Source organism: Blastococcus sp. KM273128 (assembly GCF_021698975.1).
Lineage (GTDB): Bacteria > Actinomycetota > Actinomycetes > Mycobacteriales > Geodermatophilaceae > Blastococcus.
On sequence record NZ_SSXA01000014.1, the window covers coordinates 69589 to 92001 of the forward strand.

At 75.5% G+C, this 22413-nt stretch carries 25 protein-coding genes; 17 read left to right on the forward strand and 8 right to left on the reverse strand.

Going from position 1 to position 22413, the window contains the following annotated elements; translation table 11 throughout:
- Positions 1 to 11: 11 nt before the first annotated feature.
- Entirely contained in the window at positions 12 to 713 is a 702-nt protein-coding gene (locus E9529_RS06505) for an IclR family transcriptional regulator (RefSeq protein ID WP_236830311.1), read from the reverse strand.
- A gap of 73 nt (positions 714 to 786) precedes the next feature.
- Here E9529_RS06505 and leuC point away from each other — a divergent pair, with 73 nt between their 5' ends.
- Positions 787 to 2193 (forward strand): 3-isopropylmalate dehydratase large subunit, encoded by a 1407-nt coding sequence (leuC, locus tag E9529_RS06510; RefSeq protein WP_236830312.1) that lies wholly within the window; start codon positions 787 to 789, stop codon positions 2191 to 2193.
- Between the two features lie 3 nt (positions 2194 to 2196).
- Positions 2197 to 2802, forward strand: a complete 606-nt coding sequence (gene leuD, locus E9529_RS06515; protein WP_236830313.1) for a 3-isopropylmalate dehydratase small subunit — start codon at positions 2197 to 2199, stop codon at positions 2800 to 2802.
- On the opposite strand, the gene E9529_RS06520 is transcribed toward leuD, so the two are convergent.
- From E9529_RS06520 to cofC, 3 genes are read right to left on the reverse strand one after another with little or no spacing between them, the layout of a single operon-like run.
- Entirely contained in the window at positions 2799 to 3725 is a 927-nt protein-coding gene (locus E9529_RS06520; protein ID WP_236830314.1) for a bifunctional NUDIX hydrolase/histidine phosphatase family protein, read from the reverse strand. The two genes, leuD and E9529_RS06520, sit on opposite strands and share 4 nt — an antisense overlap.
- A complete protein-coding gene (locus E9529_RS06525) occupies positions 3709 to 5781 on the reverse strand; it encodes an RNA degradosome polyphosphate kinase (RefSeq protein ID WP_236830315.1) in 2073 nt (690 codons plus the stop codon). Before E9529_RS06525 ends, E9529_RS06520 begins: the two co-directional genes overlap by 17 nt.
- A 4-nt stretch (positions 5782 to 5785) precedes the next feature.
- On the reverse strand, positions 5786 to 6433 hold the full coding sequence (cofC, locus tag E9529_RS06530) for a 2-phospho-L-lactate guanylyltransferase (protein WP_236830316.1): 648 nt from the start codon (positions 6431 to 6433) through the stop codon (positions 5786 to 5788).
- 115 nt (positions 6434 to 6548) lie between these two features.
- Between cofC and E9529_RS06535 the strand changes: the two genes are divergently transcribed.
- Genes E9529_RS06535 through E9529_RS06545 form a run of 3 tightly spaced genes read left to right on the forward strand, consistent with a single transcriptional unit; the run spans position 6549 to position 9498 of the window.
- On the forward strand, positions 6549 to 7358 hold the full coding sequence (locus E9529_RS06535) for a 1-acyl-sn-glycerol-3-phosphate acyltransferase (protein ID WP_236830317.1): 810 nt from the start codon (positions 6549 to 6551) through the stop codon (positions 7356 to 7358).
- Positions 7355 to 8350: an NAD(P)H-dependent glycerol-3-phosphate dehydrogenase gene (locus E9529_RS06540; RefSeq protein ID WP_236830318.1), complete on the forward strand. Its 996-nt coding sequence runs from the start codon at positions 7355 to 7357 to the stop codon at positions 8348 to 8350. The genes E9529_RS06535 and E9529_RS06540 overlap by 4 nt, the downstream gene beginning before the upstream one ends.
- A gap of 14 nt (positions 8351 to 8364) precedes the next feature.
- Positions 8365 to 9498, forward strand: coding sequence for a cystathionine gamma-lyase (locus E9529_RS06545; RefSeq protein ID WP_236830319.1), 1134 nt, complete (start codon positions 8365 to 8367; stop codon positions 9496 to 9498).
- Here E9529_RS06545 and E9529_RS06550 read toward each other — a convergent pair.
- A complete protein-coding gene (locus E9529_RS06550; protein WP_236830320.1) occupies positions 9469 to 10269 on the reverse strand; it encodes a phosphatidylcholine/phosphatidylserine synthase in 801 nt (266 codons plus the stop codon). The genes E9529_RS06545 and E9529_RS06550 overlap by 30 nt on opposite strands.
- 98 nt (positions 10270 to 10367) lie before the next feature.
- Between E9529_RS06550 and E9529_RS06555 the strand changes: the two genes are divergently transcribed.
- Both E9529_RS06555 and E9529_RS06560 read left to right on the forward strand, forming a co-directional pair.
- Positions 10368 to 11504, forward strand: a complete 1137-nt coding sequence (locus E9529_RS06555) for a D-alanine--D-alanine ligase family protein (RefSeq protein ID WP_236830321.1) — start codon at positions 10368 to 10370, stop codon at positions 11502 to 11504.
- Positions 11501 to 12175, forward strand: a complete 675-nt coding sequence (locus E9529_RS06560) for a hypothetical protein (protein ID WP_236830322.1) — start codon at positions 11501 to 11503, stop codon at positions 12173 to 12175. Before E9529_RS06555 ends, E9529_RS06560 begins: the two co-directional genes overlap by 4 nt.
- 14 nt (positions 12176 to 12189) lie before the next feature.
- Here the strand turns inward: E9529_RS06560 and E9529_RS06565 are convergent, their stop codons facing one another.
- Positions 12190 to 12753, reverse strand: a complete 564-nt coding sequence (locus E9529_RS06565; protein ID WP_236830323.1) for a DUF3515 domain-containing protein — start codon at positions 12751 to 12753, stop codon at positions 12190 to 12192.
- An 11-nt stretch (positions 12754 to 12764) separates the two neighbouring features.
- On the reverse strand, positions 12765 to 12998 hold the full coding sequence (locus tag E9529_RS06570; protein WP_236824589.1) for an Lrp/AsnC ligand binding domain-containing protein: 234 nt from the start codon (positions 12996 to 12998) through the stop codon (positions 12765 to 12767).
- Positions 12999 to 13090: 92 nt separating this feature from the next.
- Between E9529_RS06570 and E9529_RS06575 the strand changes: the two genes are divergently transcribed.
- From E9529_RS06575 to E9529_RS06585, 3 genes are read left to right on the forward strand one after another with little or no spacing between them, the layout of a single operon-like run.
- A complete protein-coding gene (locus E9529_RS06575; RefSeq protein WP_236830324.1) occupies positions 13091 to 14131 on the forward strand; it encodes a thiamine-phosphate kinase in 1041 nt (346 codons plus the stop codon).
- The gene (locus E9529_RS06580; RefSeq protein ID WP_236830325.1) at positions 14115 to 14639 is read left to right on the forward strand and encodes a GNAT family N-acetyltransferase; all 525 of its coding nucleotides are present in this window, start codon (positions 14115 to 14117) and stop codon (positions 14637 to 14639) included. Before E9529_RS06575 ends, E9529_RS06580 begins: the two co-directional genes overlap by 17 nt.
- Entirely contained in the window at positions 14627 to 15253 is a 627-nt protein-coding gene (locus tag E9529_RS06585) for an AAA family ATPase (RefSeq protein ID WP_236830326.1), read from the forward strand. Before E9529_RS06580 ends, E9529_RS06585 begins: the two co-directional genes overlap by 13 nt.
- A 327-nt stretch (positions 15254 to 15580) precedes the next feature.
- On the opposite strand, the gene rpmB is transcribed toward E9529_RS06585, so the two are convergent.
- Positions 15581 to 15772 carry a 50S ribosomal protein L28 gene (rpmB, locus tag E9529_RS06590; protein WP_104523111.1) on the reverse strand — a complete coding sequence of 64 codons (192 nt, stop codon included), beginning with the start codon at positions 15770 to 15772 and terminating at the stop codon, positions 15581 to 15583.
- Between the two features lie 172 nt (positions 15773 to 15944).
- Here rpmB and E9529_RS06595 point away from each other — a divergent pair, with 172 nt between their 5' ends.
- The 7 genes from E9529_RS06595 (at position 15945) to rpmF (ending at position 22399) form a co-directional block, all read left to right on the forward strand.
- Complete coding sequence (locus tag E9529_RS06595; protein WP_236830327.1) at positions 15945 to 17543, forward strand: DAK2 domain-containing protein; 1599 nt, start codon at positions 15945 to 15947, stop codon at positions 17541 to 17543.
- Position 17544: 1 nt separating this feature from the next.
- On the forward strand, positions 17545 to 19731 hold the full coding sequence (gene recG, locus E9529_RS06600; protein ID WP_236830328.1) for an ATP-dependent DNA helicase RecG: 2187 nt from the start codon (positions 17545 to 17547) through the stop codon (positions 19729 to 19731).
- Complete coding sequence (rsmD, locus tag E9529_RS06605; protein ID WP_236830329.1) at positions 19728 to 20282, forward strand: 16S rRNA (guanine(966)-N(2))-methyltransferase RsmD; 555 nt, start codon at positions 19728 to 19730, stop codon at positions 20280 to 20282. The genes recG and rsmD overlap by 4 nt, the downstream gene beginning before the upstream one ends.
- A complete protein-coding gene (coaD, locus tag E9529_RS06610) occupies positions 20279 to 20764 on the forward strand; it encodes a pantetheine-phosphate adenylyltransferase (RefSeq protein WP_236830330.1) in 486 nt (161 codons plus the stop codon). The genes rsmD and coaD overlap by 4 nt, the downstream gene beginning before the upstream one ends.
- Positions 20761 to 21441, forward strand: a complete 681-nt coding sequence (locus E9529_RS06615) for a hypothetical protein (protein ID WP_236830331.1) — start codon at positions 20761 to 20763, stop codon at positions 21439 to 21441. Before coaD ends, E9529_RS06615 begins: the two co-directional genes overlap by 4 nt.
- 150 nt (positions 21442 to 21591) lie before the next feature.
- Positions 21592 to 22218 (forward strand): DUF177 domain-containing protein, encoded by a 627-nt coding sequence (locus tag E9529_RS06620; RefSeq protein ID WP_236830332.1) that lies wholly within the window; start codon positions 21592 to 21594, stop codon positions 22216 to 22218.
- Between the two features lies 1 nt (position 22219).
- The gene (gene rpmF / locus E9529_RS06625) at positions 22220 to 22399 is read left to right on the forward strand and encodes a 50S ribosomal protein L32 (RefSeq protein WP_014377519.1); all 180 of its coding nucleotides are present in this window, start codon (positions 22220 to 22222) and stop codon (positions 22397 to 22399) included.
- Positions 22400 to 22413: the final 14 nt, after the last annotated feature.

Consider the following 22413-nt stretch of genomic DNA (forward strand, 5'->3'; position numbering starts at 1 on the left):
CAATTCCGTGGTCAGCGTGCGGCGCGGGAGATGGCCGCCGCCGCGTCCAGGACGGCGCCGACGACGTCGGGACTCGGCCGGCGACCCAGCCGCTCCACCGGCCCGGAGATGGACACCGCGCCGAGCACCGCGCCCGTGGCGTCGCGGACCGGCGCCGACAGGGAGGCGACGCCGGCCTCGCGTTCGGCCACGCTGTGCGCCCAGCCGCGCCGCCGGACGTCGAGCAGGGTGCGCGCGGTGAAGCTCGCCGAGGGCAGCAGGCGGGTGACCTCGTCGGCGGGCATGAACGCCAGGAGGGCGTGCGCCGCGGAGCCCGCCGTCATGGGCAGCCGGGCACCGACCGGGACGGTGTCCCGCAGGCCGCTGGTGCGCTCCGCGGCGGCGACGCACACGCGGGTGGCGCCGTCGCGCACGTAGAACTGCGCGCTCTCGCCGGTCGCGTCGCGCAGCGTGACCAGGTGGCGCGCGGCGATCTCGCCGACGTCGGCCGTGCCCCGCCCCAGCTCGGCCAGCGCCGGCCCCGGCGCCCAGCTGCCGCTGTCGGTGCGCCGGACGAGGCGGTGCCCCTCCAGCGCGACGGCCAGCCGGTGGGCCGTCGCCCGGGGCAGGCCGGTACGCGCGACGAGCTCGGCGAGGGTGGCCGGTTCGTGCGCGACGGCGTGCAGGATCGACACCGCTTTGTCCAGAACCGCGACCGGGTTAGGCTGTCCCACACAGCAATACTCGCATCCCGAAGAGTGAGATGGTCAACTCGGGAGCGACCAGTCACCCGGAGGGGACGAGCCCGTGCCGAAGACCCTGGCCGAGAAGGTCTACGACGCCCACGTCGTGCGCAGCACGCCGGGGGAGCCCGACCTCCTCTACATCGACCTGCACCTCGTGCACGAGGTGACCAGCCCGCAGGCCTTCGACGGCCTCCGGGCGGCCGGTCGCACGGTGCGCCGTCCGGACCTCACGATGGCGACCGAGGACCACAACGTCCCCACGCTGGACATCCTCGCCCCGATCGCCGACCCGGTCAGCCGGGCGCAGGTCGAGGCGCTGCGCCGGAACGCCGCCGAGTTCGGCATCCGGCTGGCCCCCATGGGCGACCGCGACCAGGGCATCGTGCACGTCATCGGCCCCCAGCTGGGGCTCACCCAGCCCGGCATGACCATCGTGTGCGGCGACAGCCACACCTCCACCCACGGCGCCTTCGGGGCGCTCGCCTTCGGCATCGGCACCAGCGAGGTCGAGCACGTGCTGGCCACCCAGACGCTGCCGCAGTACCGGCCGAAGCAGATGGCGGTCACCGTCGAGGGCGAGCTGGCACCCGGCGTCTCGGCGAAGGACGTCATCCTCGCCGTCATCGCGCAGATCGGCACCAACGGCGCCGCCGGCCACGTCATCGAGTACCGGGGCAGCGCCATCGAGGCGCTGTCGATGGAGGCCCGCATGACGATCTGCAACATGTCCATCGAGGCCGGTGCCCGCGCCGGGCTGATCGCCCCCGACCGGACCACCTTCGAGTTCCTCCGGGGCCGCCCGCACGCGCCGCAGGGCGCCGACTGGGACGCCGCGGTGGAGTACTGGTCGACGCTGCGCACCGACGAGGGCGCGACCTTCGACACCGAGGTCGTGCTGGACGCCTCCACCCTCACGCCGTTCGTCACCTGGGGCACCAACCCGGGCCAGGGCCTGCCGATCAGCGAGCGCGTGCCCGACCCGGCGGACATGGCGGACGAGGGGGAGCGGCGGGCCGCCGAGCAGGCGCTGGCCTACATGGGGCTGACCCCGGGCACCCCGCTCACCGAGATCGAGGTCGACACCGTCTTCCTGGGCTCCTGCACCAACGGCCGGATCGAGGACCTGCGGGTCGCCGCCGAGATGCTGCGCGGCAAGAAGATCGACCCGGGCACCCGCATGCTGGTCGTCCCCGGCTCGGTCGGGGTGAAGGACCAGGCCGAGGCCGAGGGGCTCGACCGGGTCTTCGTCGAGGCCGGGGCGGAGTGGCGCGGCGCCGGGTGCTCGATGTGCCTGGGCATGAACCCCGACCAGCTCAAGCCGGGGGAGCGCTCGGCCTCCACCAGCAACCGCAACTTCCAGGGCCGGCAGGGCAAGGGCGGGCGCACCCACCTGGTCTCGCCGTCGGTGGCCGCCGCCACCGCGCTGACCGGCCGCCTGACCGCCCCCGCCGACCTGATCGGAGCCTGACCCGTGGACGCCTTCACCACCCACACCGGCACCGTCGCCCCGCTGCGCCGCAGCGCCGTCGACACCGACCAGATCATCCCGGCCGAGTACCTCAAGCGGATCACCCGCACCGGGTTCGAGGACGGACTCTTCGTCGCCTGGCGCACCAACGAGCCGGACTTCGTGCTCAACAAGCCCGAGTTCGCCGACGCCTCGATCCTCGTCGCCGGGCCCGACTTCGGCACCGGCTCTTCCCGCGAGCACGCCGTGTGGGCGCTGATGGACGGCGGCTTCCGCGTGGTCATCAGCTCGCGGTTCGCCGACATCTTCAAGAACAACTCGACCAAGGCGGGGCTGCTCACCGTCGTCCTGCCCCAGGCCGAGGTGGAGGCGCTGTGGGCGGCCGCGGAGGCGGACCCGACCACGCAGGTGACCGTCGACCTGGTGACCAAGCAGATCACCTACGGCGCGACGACGGTGCCGTTCGAGGCCGACGACTACACCCGCTGGCGGCTGCTGGAGGGGCTGGACGACGTCGGCCTCACCGAGCGGCACCTGGCCGACGTCGAGGCCTACGAGGCCGAGCGCCCCGCCTGGCTGCCGAAGGCGCTGCCCTCGCTCCCGGCTTAGCGGGGGGCGTCGGGGTCGGGCTGGAAGTCGGGGTAGTAGTCGGCCGCCAGCGCGCCGGGCCGGCCGCCCAGGGCCCACACGCTGCCCTTGGCGGCCGGCGGCGGCAGCCCGGGGACGCCGTGGCCGTGCACCCCGAGCGCCTGCAGCAGCGACGGGATGGCCCCGCCCTGGCTGCACACCACCGCGGCCCCCGCGTCCGGCCCGGCGTCGAGCAGCCGCTCCAGACCGGTGAGCGCCGCCTGCGGGTCCTCGGCGAAGCACTCCTCGCCGAACTCCGGCCGCTCGTGCACGGCCAGGCCCAGCTCCTCGGCCAGCGGCTCCACCGTCGAGCGGCAGCGCAGCGGCGGCGCCGAGGCCACCGTGGCCGGGGAGAAGAGCGGCAGCGCGCCGGCCAGCTGCTGCGCCTGGCGCAGCCCCTTGGTGTCCAGCGGCCGCAGGTCGTCGGGGCCGTCGAACTCCTGCTTGCTGCCCGCGCGCCCGTGGCGCACCAGCAGCACGGCCACCTCGCGGGGGACGTCGGTGCGGGCGGCGTCGGCGACCACCAGCCGGTCGTGGTCGTGGGTGAGCTGCGCGGCGGCCTCGTCGGGGGGGAGCCAGCGCAGCTCGTCGACCTCGTCGTTGGCCGCGAAGTCGCCCCCCACGCAGCGCATGGCCCAGTAGTCGACCCGCTTGGGTGCCCCGTCGACGACGTAGCGCGTGGTCGGGCAGCGGCGCCCGGCGACCACGTCCAGCCCCGTCTCCTCGAGCACCTCCCGGCAGGCCGCCTGCAGGGGGTGCTCCCCGGCGTCCAGCTTGCCCTTGGGCAGCGACCAGTCGTCGTAGCGCGCCCGGTGCACCACGGCGACCTCGATCCCGTCGCCGGCCGGCCGCCAGACCACGCCGCCCGCGGCGACGACGGTGCGCGGCTCAGCCGGCGAGCTCATGGACCCGCCGCATGAGCTCCGCCTGGTGGTCGCGGCCCTCCAGCCGCGCCCAGCCCCCGTCGCTGCGCAGCTCCCAGCAGCGGACGCCGGGGGCCATCGCCGGCTCGAGCGCCTCGCGCAGCTGGGTGCGGGCCGCTTCGTCGCAGACGCGCAGCAGCACCTCCACGCGGCGGTCGAGGTTGCGGTGCATGAGGTCGGAGCTGCCGATCCACCACTCCGGGTCCCCGCCGTTGTGGAACGACATGACCCGCGAGTGCTCGAGGAAGCGGCCGACGATCGAGCGCACGCGGATGGTCTCCGACAGGCCCGGCACCCCGGGCCGCAGCGCGCAGATGCCCCGGACGAACAGCTCCACCGGGACGCCGGCGCGCGAGGCCTCGTAGAGCGCGTCGATCAACCGCTCGTCGACGATCGAGTTCGCCTTGATGCGGATGCCCGACGGGCGACCCTCGGCGGCGTGGCGGGCCTCGCGGCGGATCTTCTCGATCAGCCCGGTGCGGATGCCGTGCGGCGCCACCAGCAAAGTGCGGTAGTTGGTCTGCCGCGAGTAGCCGGTGAGCACGTTGAACAGGTCGGTCAGGTCCGCGCCCACCCGCGGGTCGGCGGTGAGGATGCCCAGGTCCTCGTAGATGCGGGCGGTCTTGGGGTTGTAGTTGCCCGTGCCGATGTGGCAGTACCGGCGGATGACGCCCTGCTCGCGGCGCACCACCAGGGCGGTCTTGCAGTGCGTCTTGAGCCCGACCAGGCCGTAGACCACGTGGCAGCCGGCCCGCTCCAGCGAGCGTGCCCAGCTGATGTTGGCCTCCTCGTCGAAGCGCGCCTTGATCTCGACGAGCACGACCACCTGCTTGCCGGCCTCGGCCGCCTCGATCAGCGCGTTGACGATCGGGGAGTCGCCGGAGGTGCGGTAGAGCGTCTGCTTGATCGCCAGCACGTGCGGGTCGGCCGCCGCCTGCTCGATGAAGCGCTGCACGCTCGTGGCGAACGAGTGGTAGGGGTGGTGCACCAGGACGTCGCCCTCGCGCAGGGTGGCGAAGACGCTCTTGGGCGTCTCGCCCTCGGACAGCCGCGGGTGCGTCGCCGGCACGAACGGCTCGTCCTTGAGCTCGGGCCGGTCGAGGTCGTAGAGCGCCATCAGCGAGGCGAGGTCCAGCAGGCCGGGCACGTGCACGACGTCGTCGGGGTAGACCTCGAGCTCGGAGATGAGCACCTCGAGGATCCGCGGGTCCATCGGCTCGGCCACCTCGAGCCGGACGGCCGGGCCGAAGCGCCGCCGGGCGAGCTCGCGCTCCAGCGCCTGCAGCAGGTCCTCGTCGCGGTCCTCCTCGACCTCCAGGTCGGCGTTGCGGGTGACCCGGAAGAAGTGGTGGTCGATCACCTCCAGGCCCGGGAAGAGCTGGGCGAGGTGGGCCGCGATGAGGTCCTCCAGCGGGAGGAACGTGGCGATCGAGTCGGCGGTCTCCACCGCGACGAACCGCGGCACGTTGTTGGGCACCTTGAGCCGGGCGAACCGCGGGGCGCCGGTGTCGGGGTCACGCACCGACACCGCCAGGTTCAGCGAGAGCCCGCTGATGTACGGGAAGGGGTGCGCGGGGTCGACCGCCAGCGGGGTGAGCACGGGGAACACCTGGTCGCGGAAGTAGTCGCGCAGCCGGCGGGTGTCCTCGTCGGCGAGGTCCTCCCAGTGGACGATCCGGATGCCCGACTCCTCCAGCTGCGGCAGCACGTCCTTGTTGAAGACGTCGGAGTGGCGCTGCACCAGTTCCTTGGTGCGCGCGGTGACCAGCTCGAGCTGCTCGCGGATGGTCAGCCCGTCGGGGGAGCGGACGGTGAGCCCGGTGCTCTGCCGGCGCTTCAGGCCCGCGATGCGCACCATGTAGAACTCGTCGAGGTTGCTGGCGAAGATGGCGAGGAACTTGACCCGCTCGAGCAGCGGCAGGGAGTCGTCCTCGGCCAGCTCGAGCACGCGGGCGTTGAAGTCCAGCCAGGACAGCTCGCGGTTCAGGTAGCGGTCGGCGGGCAGGGGATCGGTCCGGGGAGCGCTCTCTTCGGCCACCCCCTCATCGTGCCGTACCGATCCGGTTCGCGAGCACCGGCGAGGCCACCACCAGCCCGGTCGTGCGCGGCCCGGCCCCGAGCCCGAGCGCGGCCCGCAGGTCGTCCGGGAGATCGACGTCGCGCCGCAGGCCGGGCCACGTCCCGGTCAGCCGCACCGCACCCCCGGCCTCGTGCGCCGCGGCGGAGCCGCGCCCGAACCGCGGGTGCAGCGGCACGCCGACGGCGGTCAGCAGCGTGGTGCCCGTCCCCTGGGCGTCGGCCACGAAGCAGCGGGGGGCGGCCTCGGCGGCCACCAGCGCCTCGGCCAGCTCCTCGGGACGCAGCGCGGGCAGGTCGGAGGAGAGCGCGGCGACGTGCGCGCTCCCGGTGCGCCGGGCGCCGTGCTCCAGCGCGGGGTTGAGGCCGCGGTCGGGCTCGTCGGCCACGGTGGTGGCGCCGAGGTCGCGCACCAGCTCCGCGGACGCCGGCTCGTCGGTGACGACGACGACCGACCCCACCCGCGCACAGGCCAGCGCGGCGGCGACCGTGTCGGCGAGCAGCGCGAGGACCAGGGCGCCGTGGTCGCCGTCCGGGCCGGCGGTGAGCGGGCGCAGCCGCGTCTTGGCCGCGGCGAGCCGCTTCGCCGGGACGACGACCGACCACCTGGACACGGCACCACAATGTCAGCACCCGGTCCGGGCGGAGCCCCTCGGACCGGACCCGGTGGTCCGCGACGGGCGGGCCGGGTCGATCATGGGGCGGCTCACAGCAGAGGGAGGCGGGTCGGTGACCGACGAGACGTCCGCGCGCGGTGGGGGACCGGTCGCCCGGCCCGAGGGCAGGTGGCGCACCCGGGGGCACATCCCGTTCCCCCTCTGGCTGTGCATCCTGGTCGTGTACCCGGTGGCGTCCCTGCTGTTCCGGCTCCGCTACCGCCACATCGAGCGCATCCCGGTGCGCGGGCCGGTCCTGCTCGTGGCCAACCACGTGTCGGTGCTCGACCCGCTGGCCTGCGCCCGGCTGGTGTTCGACCGCGGGCGCATCCCGCACTTCCTCGCCAAGGAGACCGTCTTCAAGGGGCTGGCCGGCACGATCCTGCGCGCGGCGGGGCAGATCCCGGTGGCCCGCTACTCGTCGACGGCCCGGGGTTCGCTCGACGCGGCGCGGGCCGACCTGCAGGCCGGCAACCTGGTGGTCATCTACCCCGAGGGTTCGGTGACGCGGGACCCGGCGTGGTGGCCCATGCAGGCCCGCACCGGCGCGGCGCAGCTGGCGCTCACCACCGACGCCGTCGTCGTCCCCGTGGCCCAGTGGGGGCCGCAGCGGGTGCACGACTACCACAGCAAGAAGCTGCACCTGCGGCTGCGCACGCCGGCCGACTACCTGGTCGGCGAGCCGATCGACCTGTCGGCCCTGCGCGCCGAGATCCGGTCCGGCCGGCCGCTGGACACCCCTCTGCTGCGGGAGACGACCGACCTGATGATGACCCGGGTGCGCCACCAGCTCGCCGAGCTCCGGGGCGAGCCCGCCCCGGCCGCCGTCCACCCGGGGCCGGGGCGCTCGCGCCCCGACGGCATCGCGGGGAGCGCCGCGTGACGCGGGCGGCGGTGCTGGGCGCCGGCTCCTGGGGCACCACCTTCGCCAAGGTCCTCGCCGACGCCGGCTGCGAGGTGCGGCTGCACGCCCGCCGGCCCGAGCTCGTGCACGCCATCGGTGAGCGGCGCGAGAACCCCGACTACCTGCCCGGCGTGCGGCTGCCCGACCGGCTGCGGGCGACCGCCGACCCCGCCGAGGCGCTGGCGGACGCCGAGGTCGTCGTGCTGGCGGTCCCCTCGCAGTCGCTGCGCGGGAACCTGACCGCGTGGCAGGAGCTGCTGCCGGCGGACGCCACGCTGCTGTCGCTGATGAAGGGTGTCGAGCTCGGCACCACGAAGCGGATGAGCGAGGTGATCTGCGAGGTCACCGGCGCCGACCCGGCCCGGGTGGCGGCGCTCTCCGGGCCGAACCTGGCCCGTGAGATCGCCGAGGAGCAGCCGGCGGCCACCGTGATCGCCTGCGCGGACAGCGGGCGCGGCGCGCAGCTGCAGGCGGCCTGCCACACCCGCTACTTCCGGCCCTACACGAACCCCGACCTCGTCGGCTGCGAGCTGGGCGGCGCGGTGAAGAACGTGATCGCGCTGGCCGCCGGCATCGCCGAGGGGCTGGGCTTCGGGGACAACACCCGGGCCTCGCTGATCACCCGCGGGCTGGCCGAGACCGCCCGGCTGGGCCTCGCGCTGGGCGCCGAGCTGACCACCTTCGCCGGGCTGGCCGGGCTGGGCGACCTGGTGGCCACCTGCAGCTCGCCGCTGTCGCGCAACCGCACCTTCGGCGAGAAGCTCGGCCGCGGCATGAGCGTCGAGGAGGTGCAGCGGAGCACCCGGCAGACCGCGGAGGGCGTGAAGAGCTGCCGCTCGGTGCTCGACCTCGCGCGGGCCCACGGCATCGACGTGCCCATCACCGAGGCCGTCGTGCGGGTCTGCCACGAGGGCGAGGCGCCGGCGCAGATGGTGCGCGAGATCATGTCGCGGGAGGCCAAGCCCGAGTGATGGAGTAACCGGTCGTGGACGACGTGTGGGGCGACGGGACCAGGTCGGTGCGCGCCGGGGAGGACCCGGCGGTGCCCGGTGCGCCGCTGCGGCCCTCACCGGTGTTCGCCGCGCCCTTCCACCTCGGCGACCAGCCCCCGCGCTCCGGCGGCGCCGACGCCTACGCGCGGACCGAGCAACCCACGCTGCGGCACTTCGAGGACGCCGTCGGGGAGCTCGACGGCGGCCGCTGCCTCTCCTTCGCCACCGGCATGGCGGCGCTCACCGCCGCCGTCCTGGCCTGCGTCCGCAGCGGGGACCGGGTGGTCCTGCCGTCGGACGGCTACTACGCCACCCGCATGCTGGCCGCGCAGGAGCTGACCCGGTTCGGCGTCGAGGTGCAGTACGTGGCGACGCCGGAGATCGAGCGGGTGGCGGCCGGTGGCGGGCTCGCCGGCGCCCGGATGGTGCTGCTGGAGACGCCCAGCAACCCGCAGCTCGACGTCTGCGACATCGCGGCCGTCGCCGCGGCCGCGCACGCCGCGGGCGCCCTGGTGGCGGTCGACAACACCACCGCGACGCCGCTCGGCCAGCGGCCGCTGGCGCTGGGTGCCGACCTCACCGTCGGCAGCGACACCAAGGCGCTCACCGGGCACAGCGACGTGCTGCTCGGGCACGTGTCGGTCACCGACGACGAGCTGCACGCCGCGGTGAAGGGCTTCCGCGACCGCACCGGCAGCACGCCGGGCCCCTTCGAGGCCTGGCTGGGGCACCGCTCGATGAGCACCCTGGACCTGCGGCTGGCCCGCCAGGCGGAGAACGCGGCGGCGGTGGCCGAGCTGCTCGCCGGGCACCCCGCCGTCACCGGGCTGCGCTGGCCGTGGCGGGCGGACGACCCGGCGTTCGCGCTCGCCTCCCGGCAGATGCTCCGCCCGAACGGCGTGGTCTCCGCGGAGCTGCCCGACGAGGCCGCCGTCTCGCGGCTGCTGGGCGCCAGCCGGCTGTGGGCCGCGGCGACGAGCTTCGGCGGCGTGCACAGCACCATCGACCGGCGGGCACAGTGGGGTGGCGACGCCGTCCCCGCGGGCTTCGTGCGGTTCTCCTGCGGCATCGAAGACACCGCGGACCTGGTCGCCGACCTATCCCGCGCGCTCGACGCCGTCGGCTGACGCGGGCCGGCGGCGCGCGCCGGCCACGGTGAGCCAGATGCTGACGCCGAAGTAGTAGGCCAGGTAGACCATGCTCAGCACGACGACCAGCGGCTCCGGGTCGGGGTACTGGGCGATCAGCACGGCGAAGGCGACGAGCCAGACCGCCGCCAGCCCCAGGTTGAGCCCGCGCAGCAGCTTGGTGCGCGAGGGGTAGACGTACTTGACCGGCACGAACACCAGCACGGTGAGGACGGCGAGCGTCACGCCGACGCCGGTGGGGCCGACGTCGAGGACGATCGCGTAGAACGCCGCCACGTTCCAGTAGCTGGGGAAGCCGAGGAAGTAGTGGTCCTCGGTCTTCGCGTCGACGCGGCAGAACTGGTAGCAGGAGGCCAGCAGCGGCAGCGCGGCCAGCACCCAGCCGAGCGCGCCGCCGGGCATCCGGTCGGTCGTCCAGAGCAGCACGACGGGCGCGAAGACGTAGGTCAGGTAGTCGACGATGTCGTCCATCCGGGCGCCGTCGAACCAGGGGATCGTCTCCTTGACGCGGAACCGCCGGGCCAGCATCCCGTCGGTGCCGTCGACGAACAGCGTCGCGAGGATCAGCCACAGCGCGGTCTCCACCGCGCCGTCGAAGGCGGCCAGGACGATGAGCAGGCCGAGCACCGAACCGCTGGCGGTGTACAGGTGCACCGCGGCGCCGGCCAGGCGCAGCCCCAGCGGGTGCCGGGGCCCGTCGGTGGTGCGCGCGGCCCCGGGTGCGGTCAGGTGGGCTGGGTCGTCGTGCACGGCGACGAGGCTGCCACACCCGGGCCGGCCCGGCGGACCGGCGTGTGCACCGGCGACGCGGCGGAGGCCGGGTCAGGCCCTCGGTTAGGGTCGCCCCGATGAGCGGACAGCAGGGCAGGGTGCGGGTGGCGGTCGTCTTCGGCGGGCGCAGCGAGGAGCACGCCATCTCCTGCATCTCGGCCGGGAGCGTGATGGCCGCGCTGGACCCCGAGCGCTACGAGGTGGTGCCGGTCGGCATCGCCAAGGACGGCCGCTGGGTGCTGCCCGACCCCGGCCAGCGGCTCGCCCTCACCGACGGCGCGCTGCCCGAGGTCACCGGCGGCACCGCGGTCTCCCTCGTCGGCGACCCCGAGGCCCGCGGGCTGGCCGTCCTCGAGCCCGGCGCGGCGGTCGGGCGGGCGCTCACCGAGGTCGACGTCGTCTTCCCGGTGCTGCACGGGGCCTTCGGCGAGGACGGCACGGTCCAGGGCCTGCTGGAGATGACCGGGCTGCCCTACGTGGGCTCCGGGGTGTTCGCCAGCGCCGCGTCCATGGACAAGGAGTTCACCAAGAAGCTGCTCGCCGCCGCCGGACTGCCGCAGGGCGACCACGTCGTGCTGCGCGACGAGCACGGCGCGGTGTGCGCGGACGCCGCCCTCCTCGGCGAGGCCGAACGCGAGCGGCTGGGCCTGCCGGTGTTCGTCAAGCCTGCCCGCGCCGGCTCCAGCATCGGCATCAGCAAGGTCACCGACTGGGCGCAGTTCCCGGCCGCGGTCGCCGCGGCCGCGGCGGTCGACCCGAAGGTGATCGTGGAGGCCGCCGTCCCCGGCCGGGAGATCGAGTGCGGCGTGCTCGCCGCGCGCGGCGGGGGCCTGCCGGAGGCGAGCCTGCCCGCCGAGATCCGGCTGCGGCCGGGCGTGGACTGGTACGACTTCGCCGCCAAGTACCTCGACGACGCCGCGGAGTTCGACATCCCGGCCGACCTCACGCCCGGGCAGCTCGCCGCGGTGCAGGACACCGCGCGCCGCGCCTACCTGGCGCTGGACTGCCGCGGGCTGGCCCGCGTCGACTTCTTCCTGGCTCCCGGGCCCGACGGCGCGGACCGGCTGGTGGTCAACGAGGTCAACACGATGCCCGGCTTCACGCCGATCTCGATGTTCGCCCGCATGTGGGCGGCCAGCGGGGTGGAGTTCGCCGAGCTCGTGGACCGCCTGGTGAGCGGGGCGCTCGCCGGCGGCGCACGGCCGGGCCGGTGACCGCCGGGCGGCCGGGCCGTGGCGGAGCCGCCACCGGCTCCCGGGTCGCCCCGGCGGTCCTCCTCACCGCCTGCCTGCTCGCCGCCTGCGGGCGCGCGGTCGAGGGCGTCCCCACCGCCGCCCCGCCCTCGGACCGGCCCTCCTCGCCGCAGGAGCTGGAGGAGCTCGTCGTCCGGAAGGTGCCCTCGGGCCTGCCGCGGCTGCCCGACGACGAGCTGGAGCCGCCGGCCGGCGCCAAGCGGCTGGAGGACGTCGCCGCGTACGCGCCGGACCCGGAGCGCGAGCTCGCGGTGCTCGACGACTACGGCTACCGCTACGGCTGGGAGCGCTTCTGGGGGCGGGAGTCCGGCCCGATGACCGGCGTCTTCGTCGACCAGTTCCAGCAGCGCGCCGGCGCCGGCGCCTACGCCGAGGCGCTGGCCCGCAACGACGCCGAGCTCTACGGCGGCGTGCTGAGCGTGGACCCGCCCGAGCTGCCGGCGAACTGCCGGCTGCTCACCGTGGAGACGCCCGTGCCGGAGGCCGGGTTGGTCGACCCCGCGGCGTTCGCGTGGTGCTGGCACGGCGTGTTCAGCGTGTCGGTGACCGCCGTGGCCGGGTCGGTCCCGGCCGCCGTCGAGGAGGTCGGCGCCGTCCTCGAGGAGCAGCTGGCGCTGCTGCCCCCGGCGTGAGCGCGCGCGGGCGCTCAGGGGCCAGGCGCCGGCTCCTGGTAGGGGAGGGCCTCGGCCAGCGGCACGGTCAGCGCCGTCACCGGGGCGCTGTCGACGCCGGCCGGCAGCCGCACCTCCACGTAGACGGGCCGGTCGACCGCCGTCCACACCGTCGCGTCGGGGTCGCTGGTGTCGACGTGCCACTGCACGCCGTTGATCTGGATGGCCGACGCCTCGACGGTCCACCCGGCCGGCCGGTCGACGCCGCAGGTGAGCACGACCGGCGGCTCGCCCCAGGCGTAGACGTTGGCGCGCTCGGAGCGCACCCGGCGCGAGGGCTCGCCGGCCAGCTCCAGCGGCAGGTTGCCCATCAGCGTGGTGCAGGCCTGCTCGGCCTCCGGGCCGAGCTCGGGGCTGTCCAGCTCGAGCGTCGGCAGGTCCTCGGGGCGGACCGGCGTGACCCCGTCGACGGCGGCCGGCCCCTCGGCCGCCGGGGCGGGCTCCTCCCCGCCGCGCACGTTGACCAGCACGACGAGCGCGACCACCACCGGGAGGGTGACCGCCGTGATCAGGATCGCGGCCCGGCGCAGCGGGTCCACGGGGCGAGCGCTCAGATGTTGACGACCGGGCAGGTCAGCGTCCGGGTGATGCCGTCGACCGACTGCACCCGGGCGACCACGAGGCGGCCCAGCTCGTCGACCGTGTCGGCCTCGGCGCGCACGATCACGTCGTACGGGCCGGTGACGTCCTCGGCCTTGGTGACGCCGCTGATCTCGCTGATCGTCTTGGCGACCTGGGCGGCCTTGCCGACTTCGGTCTGGATGAGGATGTAGGCGTGGACCACGGGAGATCCTTCCTCCGGCAACAGTGCCGAGACGTCGTCCCCGCCGGCTGGCGGACTCGTCGGCAACCTACCGCAGCGACTGGAGAGCATCGATGAGTCGACCCCGCCCCCTGGTCCCGCGCGGCGATCCGGCCGACACCGTGCGGGTCGTCGGCGAGTTCGGCGTCATCGCCCGGGTGCTGGCCCGGTCGGGCACCGCGGCGGCCGCCGACGTCGGCCCGGGCGACGACGCGGCGGTGGTGCGCACCCCCGACCGCCGGGTCGTCGCCACCACCGACGTGCTGGTCGAGGGGCGGCACTTCCGGCGGGACTGGTCCTCGGCCGAGGACATCGGCCACAAGGCGGCCGCCGCCAACCTCGCCGACGTCGCGGCGATGGGCGCCCGGACGACGGCGCTCGTGGTGGGGCTGGCCTGCCCGCCGGACACGCCCACCAGCTGGCTGGAGGGGGTCGCCACCGGCCTGGCCGAGGAGTGCGCACCCCAGGGGGCCGCCGTGGTGGGCGGGGACACCGTGGCCGCCGCACCCGGCAGCACCGCCGTCGTCCTGTCGGTCACCGCCCTGGGCGACCTGGCCGGCCGGGCGCCCGTCCTGCGGTCGGGCGCGCGACCCGGTGACGTCGTCGCGCTGGCCGGGCGGCTGGGGTGGTCGGCCGCCGGGCTGGCGGTGCTGCGCCGCGGGTTCAGCAGTCCGCTGGCCGTGGTGTCGGCGCACCGGCGCCCCACGCCGCCGTACGCGGCGGGGCAGGTGGCGGCCGACGCGGGCGCCACCGCGATGTGCGACGTGAGCGACGGGCTGCTCGCCGACGCCGGGCACATCGCGGAGGCCAGCGGCGTCGTGCTCGACCTGGACCGGGCGGCGTTGGCGCAGGCGTGCCTGGAGCCGGTCGGCCCGCTGCAGCAGGTCGGCTCCGCGCTAGGGGTGGACCCGATGGCGTGGGTGCTCACCGGCGGGGAGGACCACGCGCTGCTGGCCACCTTCCCGCGCAAGGTCCGCCTCCCCGAGGGCTGGACGCCGGTCGGGCTGGTGCGGCCGGGCAAGCGGGGGCCCGGCGTGCGGGTGGACGGCGTGGACGCCGCCGACGCGCTGGCGGCCGTGGGCGCGGAGAGGGCGGGGCATGTGCACTTCGGCTGAGCAGCTGCTGCGGGACGGGGCGGTCGTGCGGCTGCGGGCGCTGCCCTACGAGGACCCCCTGGCGCAGGAGCTGGTCGAGGCGGTGCAGCAGGAGTACGTGGTGCGCTACGGCGGCCGCGACGAGGCCGTCGTCGACCCGGCGGAGTTCCGGCCACCGGCCGGGCTGTTCCTGGTCGCCGAGGTCGCGGGGGAGCCCGCCGGCTGCGGGGCGTGGCGGGCGCACCCGGACGGGGGTGCGGAGATCAAGCGGGTCTACGTGGCGCCGGGCTTCCGGCGGCGGGGGCTGGCGCAGGTGCTGATGGCGGAGCTGGAGGCGACCGCGGCCCGCGCCGGGCACCGGTCGGTGGTGCTGAACACCGGGGAGCGGCAGCCCGAGGCGGTCGCGCTCTACCGGGAGCTGGGGTACGGGCCCGTGCCGGGCTACGGCGTGTACGCCGGCTCGCCGGAGGCCGTGTTTCTGGGCAAGGAGCTGCTCGTGCACGAGGAGGAGCCGACGTGGGCATCGTGACGATCTCGGCCCCCTATGGCGCCGCGGGGGCCGAGGTGGCGCCGGCGGTGGCCCAGCGGCTGGGGCTGCCCTTCCACGACCGCGCGATACCCGCCCAGGTCGCCGGGCGGCTCGGGGTGCCGGTCGAGGAGGCCGAGGCCAACGACGAGACCGTGGTGCGCGGGCTGTGGCGGCTGGTGGCGTCGCTGGGCACCATGCCCGACCCGGTGGGCGGGGTGGTGCCGGGGGCGCCGCTGCCCGACACCCGGGCCTACCGGGAGCAGACCGAGCGGGTCCTCGCCGAGATCGCGACCGGCGACGGCGGCGTGGTGCTCGGCCGGGCCGCGATGGTGGTGCTGGCCGACCGCGCCGACGCGCTGCACGTCCGGCTGGACGGGCCGCGGGAGCGGCGGCTGGCCGCGGCGGTGGCCCGGTCGTGGCGCCCCCGCGAGGAGGTGGCGCGGGAGCTGGCGGCCAACGACCGCGCGCGCGAGGCCTACGTCCGGCACTTCTACCGCCGCGACCCGGCCGATCCCCGCCTCTACCACCTGGTCATCGACGCGACGGCGTTCCCGGTGGAGACCGTCGTGGACCTCGTGGTGACGGCGGCGCGGGGGCGTGGCATCGGCCGCTGAAGCGCTGCGTAGACCACTGGCGTCACCGTTCGGCCCGCCATCGGCGGCACTCAGCCCTTCGATCTCGCCCGCATCCACCTGATGACGAGGTATCCGCCGAGCCCGCCCGACAACAGGCCGATCAGCATGTAGCCGATGATCTCCACGGGCCCCCTCCGGTCACCGGCCGTGCTGCTGACAGCTGTTCGCAGCACGGTGCCACAGGCAGAGCGGCACCGACGCGGGCGGTTCCGGTCGCCCCGGCGTACGGGCGCATGCGAGGAGCCCCGGAGGTCGGTGACCTCCGGGGCTCCTCGCTGTGCTCGCGCCCCTCATGGGGCGCCGGCGTCAGGCGCGGACGACCTTACCGGCGCGGATGCACGAGGTGCACGCGTTGATCCGGCGACGGTTGCCGGGGGCGATCAGCGCCCGCACGGACTGGATGTTCGGGTTCCAACGGCGCGGCGTGCGGCGGTGCGAGTGCGACACCGACATACCGAAACCGGGGCCCTTGCCACACACATCGCAGTTGGCAGCCACGGTTGATCACTCCCAGAAGATTCGTTCGCAGACGGCGGGGCGAGGGCGCACCCGCATGAAGACCGTCCAGCAGTCTAACCGCTCGGCGGAGGTGGTGCCGCAGCGCCCTCCGGGCCGGGTCCCGCGGCCCGCGCGGGCGGGGCGTGTCGGCGCCCCTGGGTAGCCTGCTCCCGTGCTGACGGCGCTGGACGACGCCGCGGTCGGACAGTGGTGCCGGGCCGCGGTCGAGGCGCTGTCCGACTTCCGGGCGCGGCTCGACGACCTCAACGTCTTCCCGGTCCCCGACGGGGACACCGGCACCAACCTGCTGCACACCGCGGAGGGCGCGCTGGCGGCGCTGGACGAGGCGGCGCCCGGGGAGCCCACCTGGGCGGTCGTGGCGCGCGGCGCGGTGCTGTCCGCGCGCGGCAACTCCGGCACGATCCTGGCCCAGTTGCTGCGCGGCCTGGCCGATCAGCTGGTCGACCAGCCCCCGGCCGACGGGCCGGTGCTGGCCACCGCCGTGCGCAAGGCCGCCGAGAGCGCCTACACCGCCGTCGCCGCTCCCGAGGAGGGCACCTTCCTCACCGTCGCCCGCGCCGCCGGCGAAGCAGCTGTCGCCGCCGTCGACGAGGGGCGGACGACGCTCGCCGACGTCGTCGGGGCCGCGGCCGACGGCGCGCACCGCGCGCTGGAAGGCACGCCCGACCAGCTCGCCGCGCTGCGCGAGGCCGGGGTGGTCGACGCCGGCGGCGCCGGGCTCTCCCTCGTCCTGGACGCCCTGGTGCGCACGGTCACCGGCGTCCAGCCGGTCCGCCCCGCGCTCACCCGCCGCGCGCACCCCCCGCACGACCACGTGCACGCCCCGCACCAACCGCCGCCCGGCCCGGGCAGCGAGGTCCAGTACCTGCTCGCCGACGCCGACGAGGGCTCGGTCGCCCGGCTGCACGAGCGGCTGGCCGGGCTCGGCGACAGCCTCGTCATCGTGGGCGTCGACACCCCGACCGGCCGCGAGTGGAACGTGCACGTGCACGTCGCCGACGTCGGCGCCGCCATCGAGGCGGGCATCGAGGCCGGCCGCCCGCACCGCATCACGGTCACCCCGCTGGCGCCGGTGCCCCCGGCGGCGCCGGTCCCGGGGGTGCGTGCGGTCGTCGCGGCGGTGCACAGCGAGGGCCTGGCCGAGCTGTTCCGCGCCGAGGGCGCCCGCGTCGTCGTCTGCGAGCCCGGCGGCATCACCGAGGACGACCTCTACGACGAGGTCGTCGCCGCCGGCGCCCAGGAGGTGGTCGTCCTGCCGAACGACGCCGGCCTGCACGCCGCCGCGTCCCGGGCCGCGGAGCGGGCGCGCGAGGCCGGCCGCGAGGTCGGCGTGGTGCCCACCCGCTCGCCGGTGCAGGGGCTGGCGGCGCTGGCCGTCGCCGACCCGCAGCGCCGTTTCGGCGACGACGTCATCGGCATGGCGGAGGCGTCGGCCGCCACCCGGTGGGCCGAGCTCGCCGTCGCCGACCAGGAGGCGCTGACCACCGCAGGTCTGTGCCGGCCCGGCGACGTGCTGGGCTCCGCCGAGGGTGACGTCGTCGTCATCGGCGCGGAGCACGCCGCCGTCGCGTGCGACCTGCTGGACCGGCTGCTCTCCGCGGGCGGGGAGATGGCCACGCTCGTCGTCGGCCCGGACGAGGCGCTCGGCGACGCCGTCTGCGCGCACCTGTCGTCGGCGCACCCCACCGTCGAGGTGGTGCGCTACGGCGGCGGCCCCGGGTCGCTGCCGCTGCAGATCGGGGTCGAGTGACGTGGCGGTGACCCTGGAGACCCCGCTGGCCAAGGTGCTGGGGCCCAAGACCGCCACCGGCATGGCCGACCAGCTCGGCCTGCACACGGTGCGCCACCTGCTGCGCCACTACCCCCGCCGCTACGCGCGGCGCGGCGAGATGGCCCGGCTCGACGACCTGCAGCCCGGCGACCGGGTGACGGTGCTCGCCCAGGTGAAGAACGTGAGCACCCGGCCCATGCGGCAGCGGCGCGGCACCCTCACCGAGGTCACCGTCGGCGACGGCGCGAGCACCATGAAGCTCGTCTTCTTCAGCCACCGGCACGCGCGTCTGGCGCCGGGGGTGTGGGGCATGTTCGCCGGCACCGTCGGCACCTACCAGGGCAAGCTGCAGTTCACCCACCCCGACATGCACCTGCTCAGCGGCGACGACGATGACGACGACTGGGCCCGCGAGCTGGTGCCGATCTACCCGGCGAGCAAGGACGTCTCCAGCTGGGTGATCCAGAAGTCGGTGAAGCTGCTGCTCGGCGGGGCGGGCAACCTCGCCGACCTGGTCACCGACCCGCTGCCCGAGGAGATCCGCACCCGGCACGGCCTGCTCTCGCTGCCGGCGGCGCTGCTGGACATCCACCGGCCCACCACCGCCCAGGACGTCGAGCGCGCCGAGCACCGGCTGAAGTGGGACGAGGCGCTCACCCTGCAGCTCACCCTCGCCGCCCGCCGCCGCGCCGCCGCGCTCGAGCCCGGCACCGCGCGCCCGCGGAAGCCCGGCGGCCTGCTCGACGCGGTCGACGCCGCGCTGCCGTTCGCGCTCACCGACGGGCAGCGCGCGGTGGGGGAGGAGCTCGCCGCCGAGCTCGACCGCGACCAGCCGATGCACCGCCTCCTGCAGGGCGAGGTGGGCTCGGGCAAGACGGTGGTCGCCCTGCGCGCGATGGCGCAGGTCGTGGACGCCGGCGGCCAGGCCGCCCTGCTCGCCCCCACCGAGGTGCTCGCCGCCCAGCACGCCCGCGGGATCCGCGCCCTGCTCGGCCCGCTCGGCCGTGCCGGGGAGCTCGACGGCGACCCCGCCGGCACCCGGGTCACCCTGCTCACCGGCTCGCTCAAGGCCGCGCCCCGCCGCGCGGCCCGCGCCGAGGTCGCCGAGGGGCGGGCCGGCATCGTCGTCGGCACGCACGCGCTGTTGCAGGAGGGCGTGGACTTCGCCGACCTCGGGCTCGTCGTCGTCGACGAGCAGCACCGGTTCGGCGTCGAGCAGCGGGACGCGCTGCGGGCCAAGGGCAGCCGCCCGCCGCACGTGCTGGTGATGACCGCGACGCCCATCCCGCGGACCGTCGCCATGACCGTCTACGGCGACCTCGAGGTCTCCACCCTGCGGCAGCTGCCCAGCGGGCGCGGCGGCGTGGCCAGCTCGGTGGTGCCGGTCGTGGAGAAGCCCGGCTGGCTCGACCGCGCCTGGGAGCGGCTGCGCGAGGAGGTCGCCGCCGGCCGGCAGGCCTACGTCGTCTGCCCCCGGATCGGCGACGTGCCCGGGGACGAGCCCGAGGACGCCGACGGCGCCCCGCCGGAGGACGAGGGGCGCAGCGACCGTCGGCCCCCGCTCGCCGTCCTCGACGTCGCCGAGGCGCTGCGCGCCGGCCCGCTGGCCGGCCTGCGGCTGGACGTCCTGCACGGGCGGATGACCCCCGAGGAGAAGGACGGCGTCATGCGCGCCTTCGTCGACGGGGCCACCGACGTGCTGGTCGCCACCACCGTGGTCGAGGTCGGGGTCGACGTGCCCAACGCCACCGTCATGGTGATCATGGACGCCGACCGGTTCGGCGTCAGCCAGCTGCACCAGCTGCGCGGCCGGGTCGCGCGCGGGAAGCACGCCGGCCTGTGCCTGCTGGTCAGCGAGGCCCCGACGTCCTCGCCGACCGGGCAGCGGCTGGCCGCCGTCGCCGCCACCTCCGACGGCTTCGAGCTGGCCCGCCTGGACCTGGAGACCCGGCGGGAGGGCGACGTCCTCGGTGCCGCGCAGTCCGGCCGCCGCTCGGGCATCAAGCTGCTCTCGCTGCTGGAGGACGAGGAGCTGATCGCGCAGGCGCGGGCGGAGGCGACCGCGCTGCTGGCCACCGAGCGCGGCCTGGCCGACCACCCGGGGCTCGCCGCCGAGGTCGCCGCCCTGGCCAGCGACGAGCGCGCCGAGTGGCTCGAGAAGGCGTGACCCGGATCATCGCGGGGGTCGCCGGTGGCCGGCGGCTGCAGGTGCCATCTGCCGGCGTCCGGCCCACCGGTGACAAGGCCCGCGGCGCGCTGTTCAACTCCCTCGGGTCGCTGGTCGACCTCGAGGGGGCCGCGGTCCTCGACCTCTACGCCGGGTCGGGCGCGCTCGGCGTGGAGGCGCTCTCCCGCGGCGCGGCCACCGCCGTCTTCGTCGAGTCCGGCCCCCGGGTGCTGCCGGTGCTGCGGGCCAACCTGGCGGCCCTCGGGCTGCCCGGCGGTCGGGTCGTGGCCGGCTCCGTGCCCACCGTCGTCGCCGGCCCGGCGCCGCAGGCGTTCGACGTCGTGCTCGCCGACCCGCCGTACGACGTCCCCGCCGAGCAGGTGCACGAGGTGCTCCGGGCGCTGGTCACGGGGGAGTGGCTGGCCTCCGGCGGCGTCGTGGTGGTCGAGCGGCCCAGCCGGGAGCGGGCGTGGGAGTGGCCGACACCCCTGGAAGGTCTGCGCGAGCGGCGCTACGGCGAGGCCGTGCTCCGGTACGGTCGGCGTCCGTGAGGCGTGCCGTCTGCCCAGGTTCCTTCGACCCGGTGACCAACGGGCACGTCGACGTCATCAACCGGGCGGCCGGCCTCTACGACGAGCTGGTCGTGGCCGTGCTGGTGAACCCCGGCAAGGCGGGGCTGTTCTCCGTCGCGGAGCGCATGGAGCTGATCCGGGAATCCGTCGCCGACCTGCCCAACGTGCGCGTGGACAGCTTCCAGGGGCTGCTGGTCGACTACTGCCGCAGCCAGAACATCCCGGTCATCGTCAAGGGCCTGCGCGCGGTCAGCGACTTCGAGTACGAGCTGCAGATGGCGCAGATGAACCGCGAGCTGGCCGCCATCGAGACGCTCTTCGTGCCCACCGCGCCGCAGGTCGGCCATCTCTCCTCCAGCCTGGTGAAGCAGATCGCCGGCTTCGGTGGCGATGTCTCGCGGCTGGTGCCCAAGGCCGTCGACGACCGGCTGCGCGAGCGGGCCCGCGAGGGGCGGTCGTGACCCGGCCCGGGCGCGGCCACACCACCGAGGTCGTCTACCGCCTCTACGAGACCGTCGACGAGCTCACCACGGTCATCGAGAACGCCCGCAGCGTGCCGATGTCGAGCTCCTGCATGGTGCCCCGGGACCACGTGCTCGACCTGCTCGACGACCTGCGCGAGTCGCTGCCCGAGGACGTCCAGGCCGCCGGCGCGATCGTCGAGCAGCGCACCGAGATCCTCCAGCAGGCGCAGGCCGAGGCCGAGCGCCTCACCGGGCGGACCCGCGCGGAGAGCGAGCAGCTGCTCGTCCAGGCCAAGCGGCAGCGCGACGAGATCATCGGCACGGCCCGGCGGCAGCGCGACGAGCTGCTGGCCCAGGCCCGGGCCGACGCCGAGCAGCTCCTGCTGGACGCCGAGGCCGAGGCCCAGGCGCTGGTCGACGAGGGGCAGCAGCACCGGGCCGCGCTCGTCGCCGACGGCCAGGCCGAGCACGAGCGGCTGATCACCGAGACCGAGGTCTACCGCACCGCCGTCGCCCGGGCCGACGAGCTCGGCGAGCAGTCGCACGCCGAGGCGGCGCAGATGCGGGCCGAGGTCGACGAGTACGTCGACAGCCGCCTCGCCGAGTTCGGCGCGACCCTGGAGCGCATGCTGCGCTCGGTCGACAAGGCGCGCAGCAACCTCCGGGACGGCTGAGACCTCCCGCACCGTCAGGCCCCCGGACGGTTGCCGTCCCGGTCCCTCACCTCGGTGGGTGGTGGCGATCGGGTAGTCTCGACCACCGGTCCGGCCCTCGGCGTCCCGCCCGGCCGACCACCCCTCCCGCACCCGACCGCGAGTACCGACATGCCTGCTGCTCCCCGGAACCACCCCGGCGCCGCCTCCTCCGAGGACCGGCGCCCCTCGGCCAACCCCTGGAAGGTCGACCTCCGGGAGCTGGGCCGGCGCGCGGGCAGCCTGCACGAGCTCGACCGCACGGCGCCGGCGCCCGACGGCTGGGGCCTGGAGCTGATCCGGGTGCCCGGCGGCGCCGACGTCCACCTGCGGCTCCGGCTGGAGTCGGTCATGGAGGGCGTGCTGGTCTCCGGTGACCTGGAGGTGCCGGTGGTCGGCTCCTGCGCCCGCTGCCTCGAGCCCCTGGAGGACACGCTGGCCCTCGACGTCCAGGAGCTGTACGCCTACGCGGGCAGCACCACCGAGGCCACCAGCGAGGAGGACGAGGTGCGCCGGGTCGAGGGCGACTTCCTCGACCTCGAGCCCCTGGCGCGGGACACCATCGTGCTGAGCCTGCCGCTCTCGCCGGTGTGCACCGAGGACTGCGGCGGCCTCTGCGTCGGCTGCGGCCAGCGGGTGGACGACCTGCCCGAGGACCACACCCACGAGGTGACCGACCCCCGCTGGGCGGCCCTCGCGGAGAAATTCGCTTCCTCGCCGGGCACCCCCGGCGAACCCACCACCCCAGAGGAGAACTGACGTGGCCGTTCCGAAGCGGAAGATGTCGCGGGCCAACACCCGCATGCGCCGGTCGCAGTGGAAGGCCACCGCGCCGACCCTGTCGCCGTGCCCGAACCGCGCCTGCGGCGAGCTCAAGCCGCCGCACCAGGCGTGCCCGACCTGCGGGCAGTACGACGGCCGCCAGGTCCTCTCGGTCTGACCTCCCGCACCGCC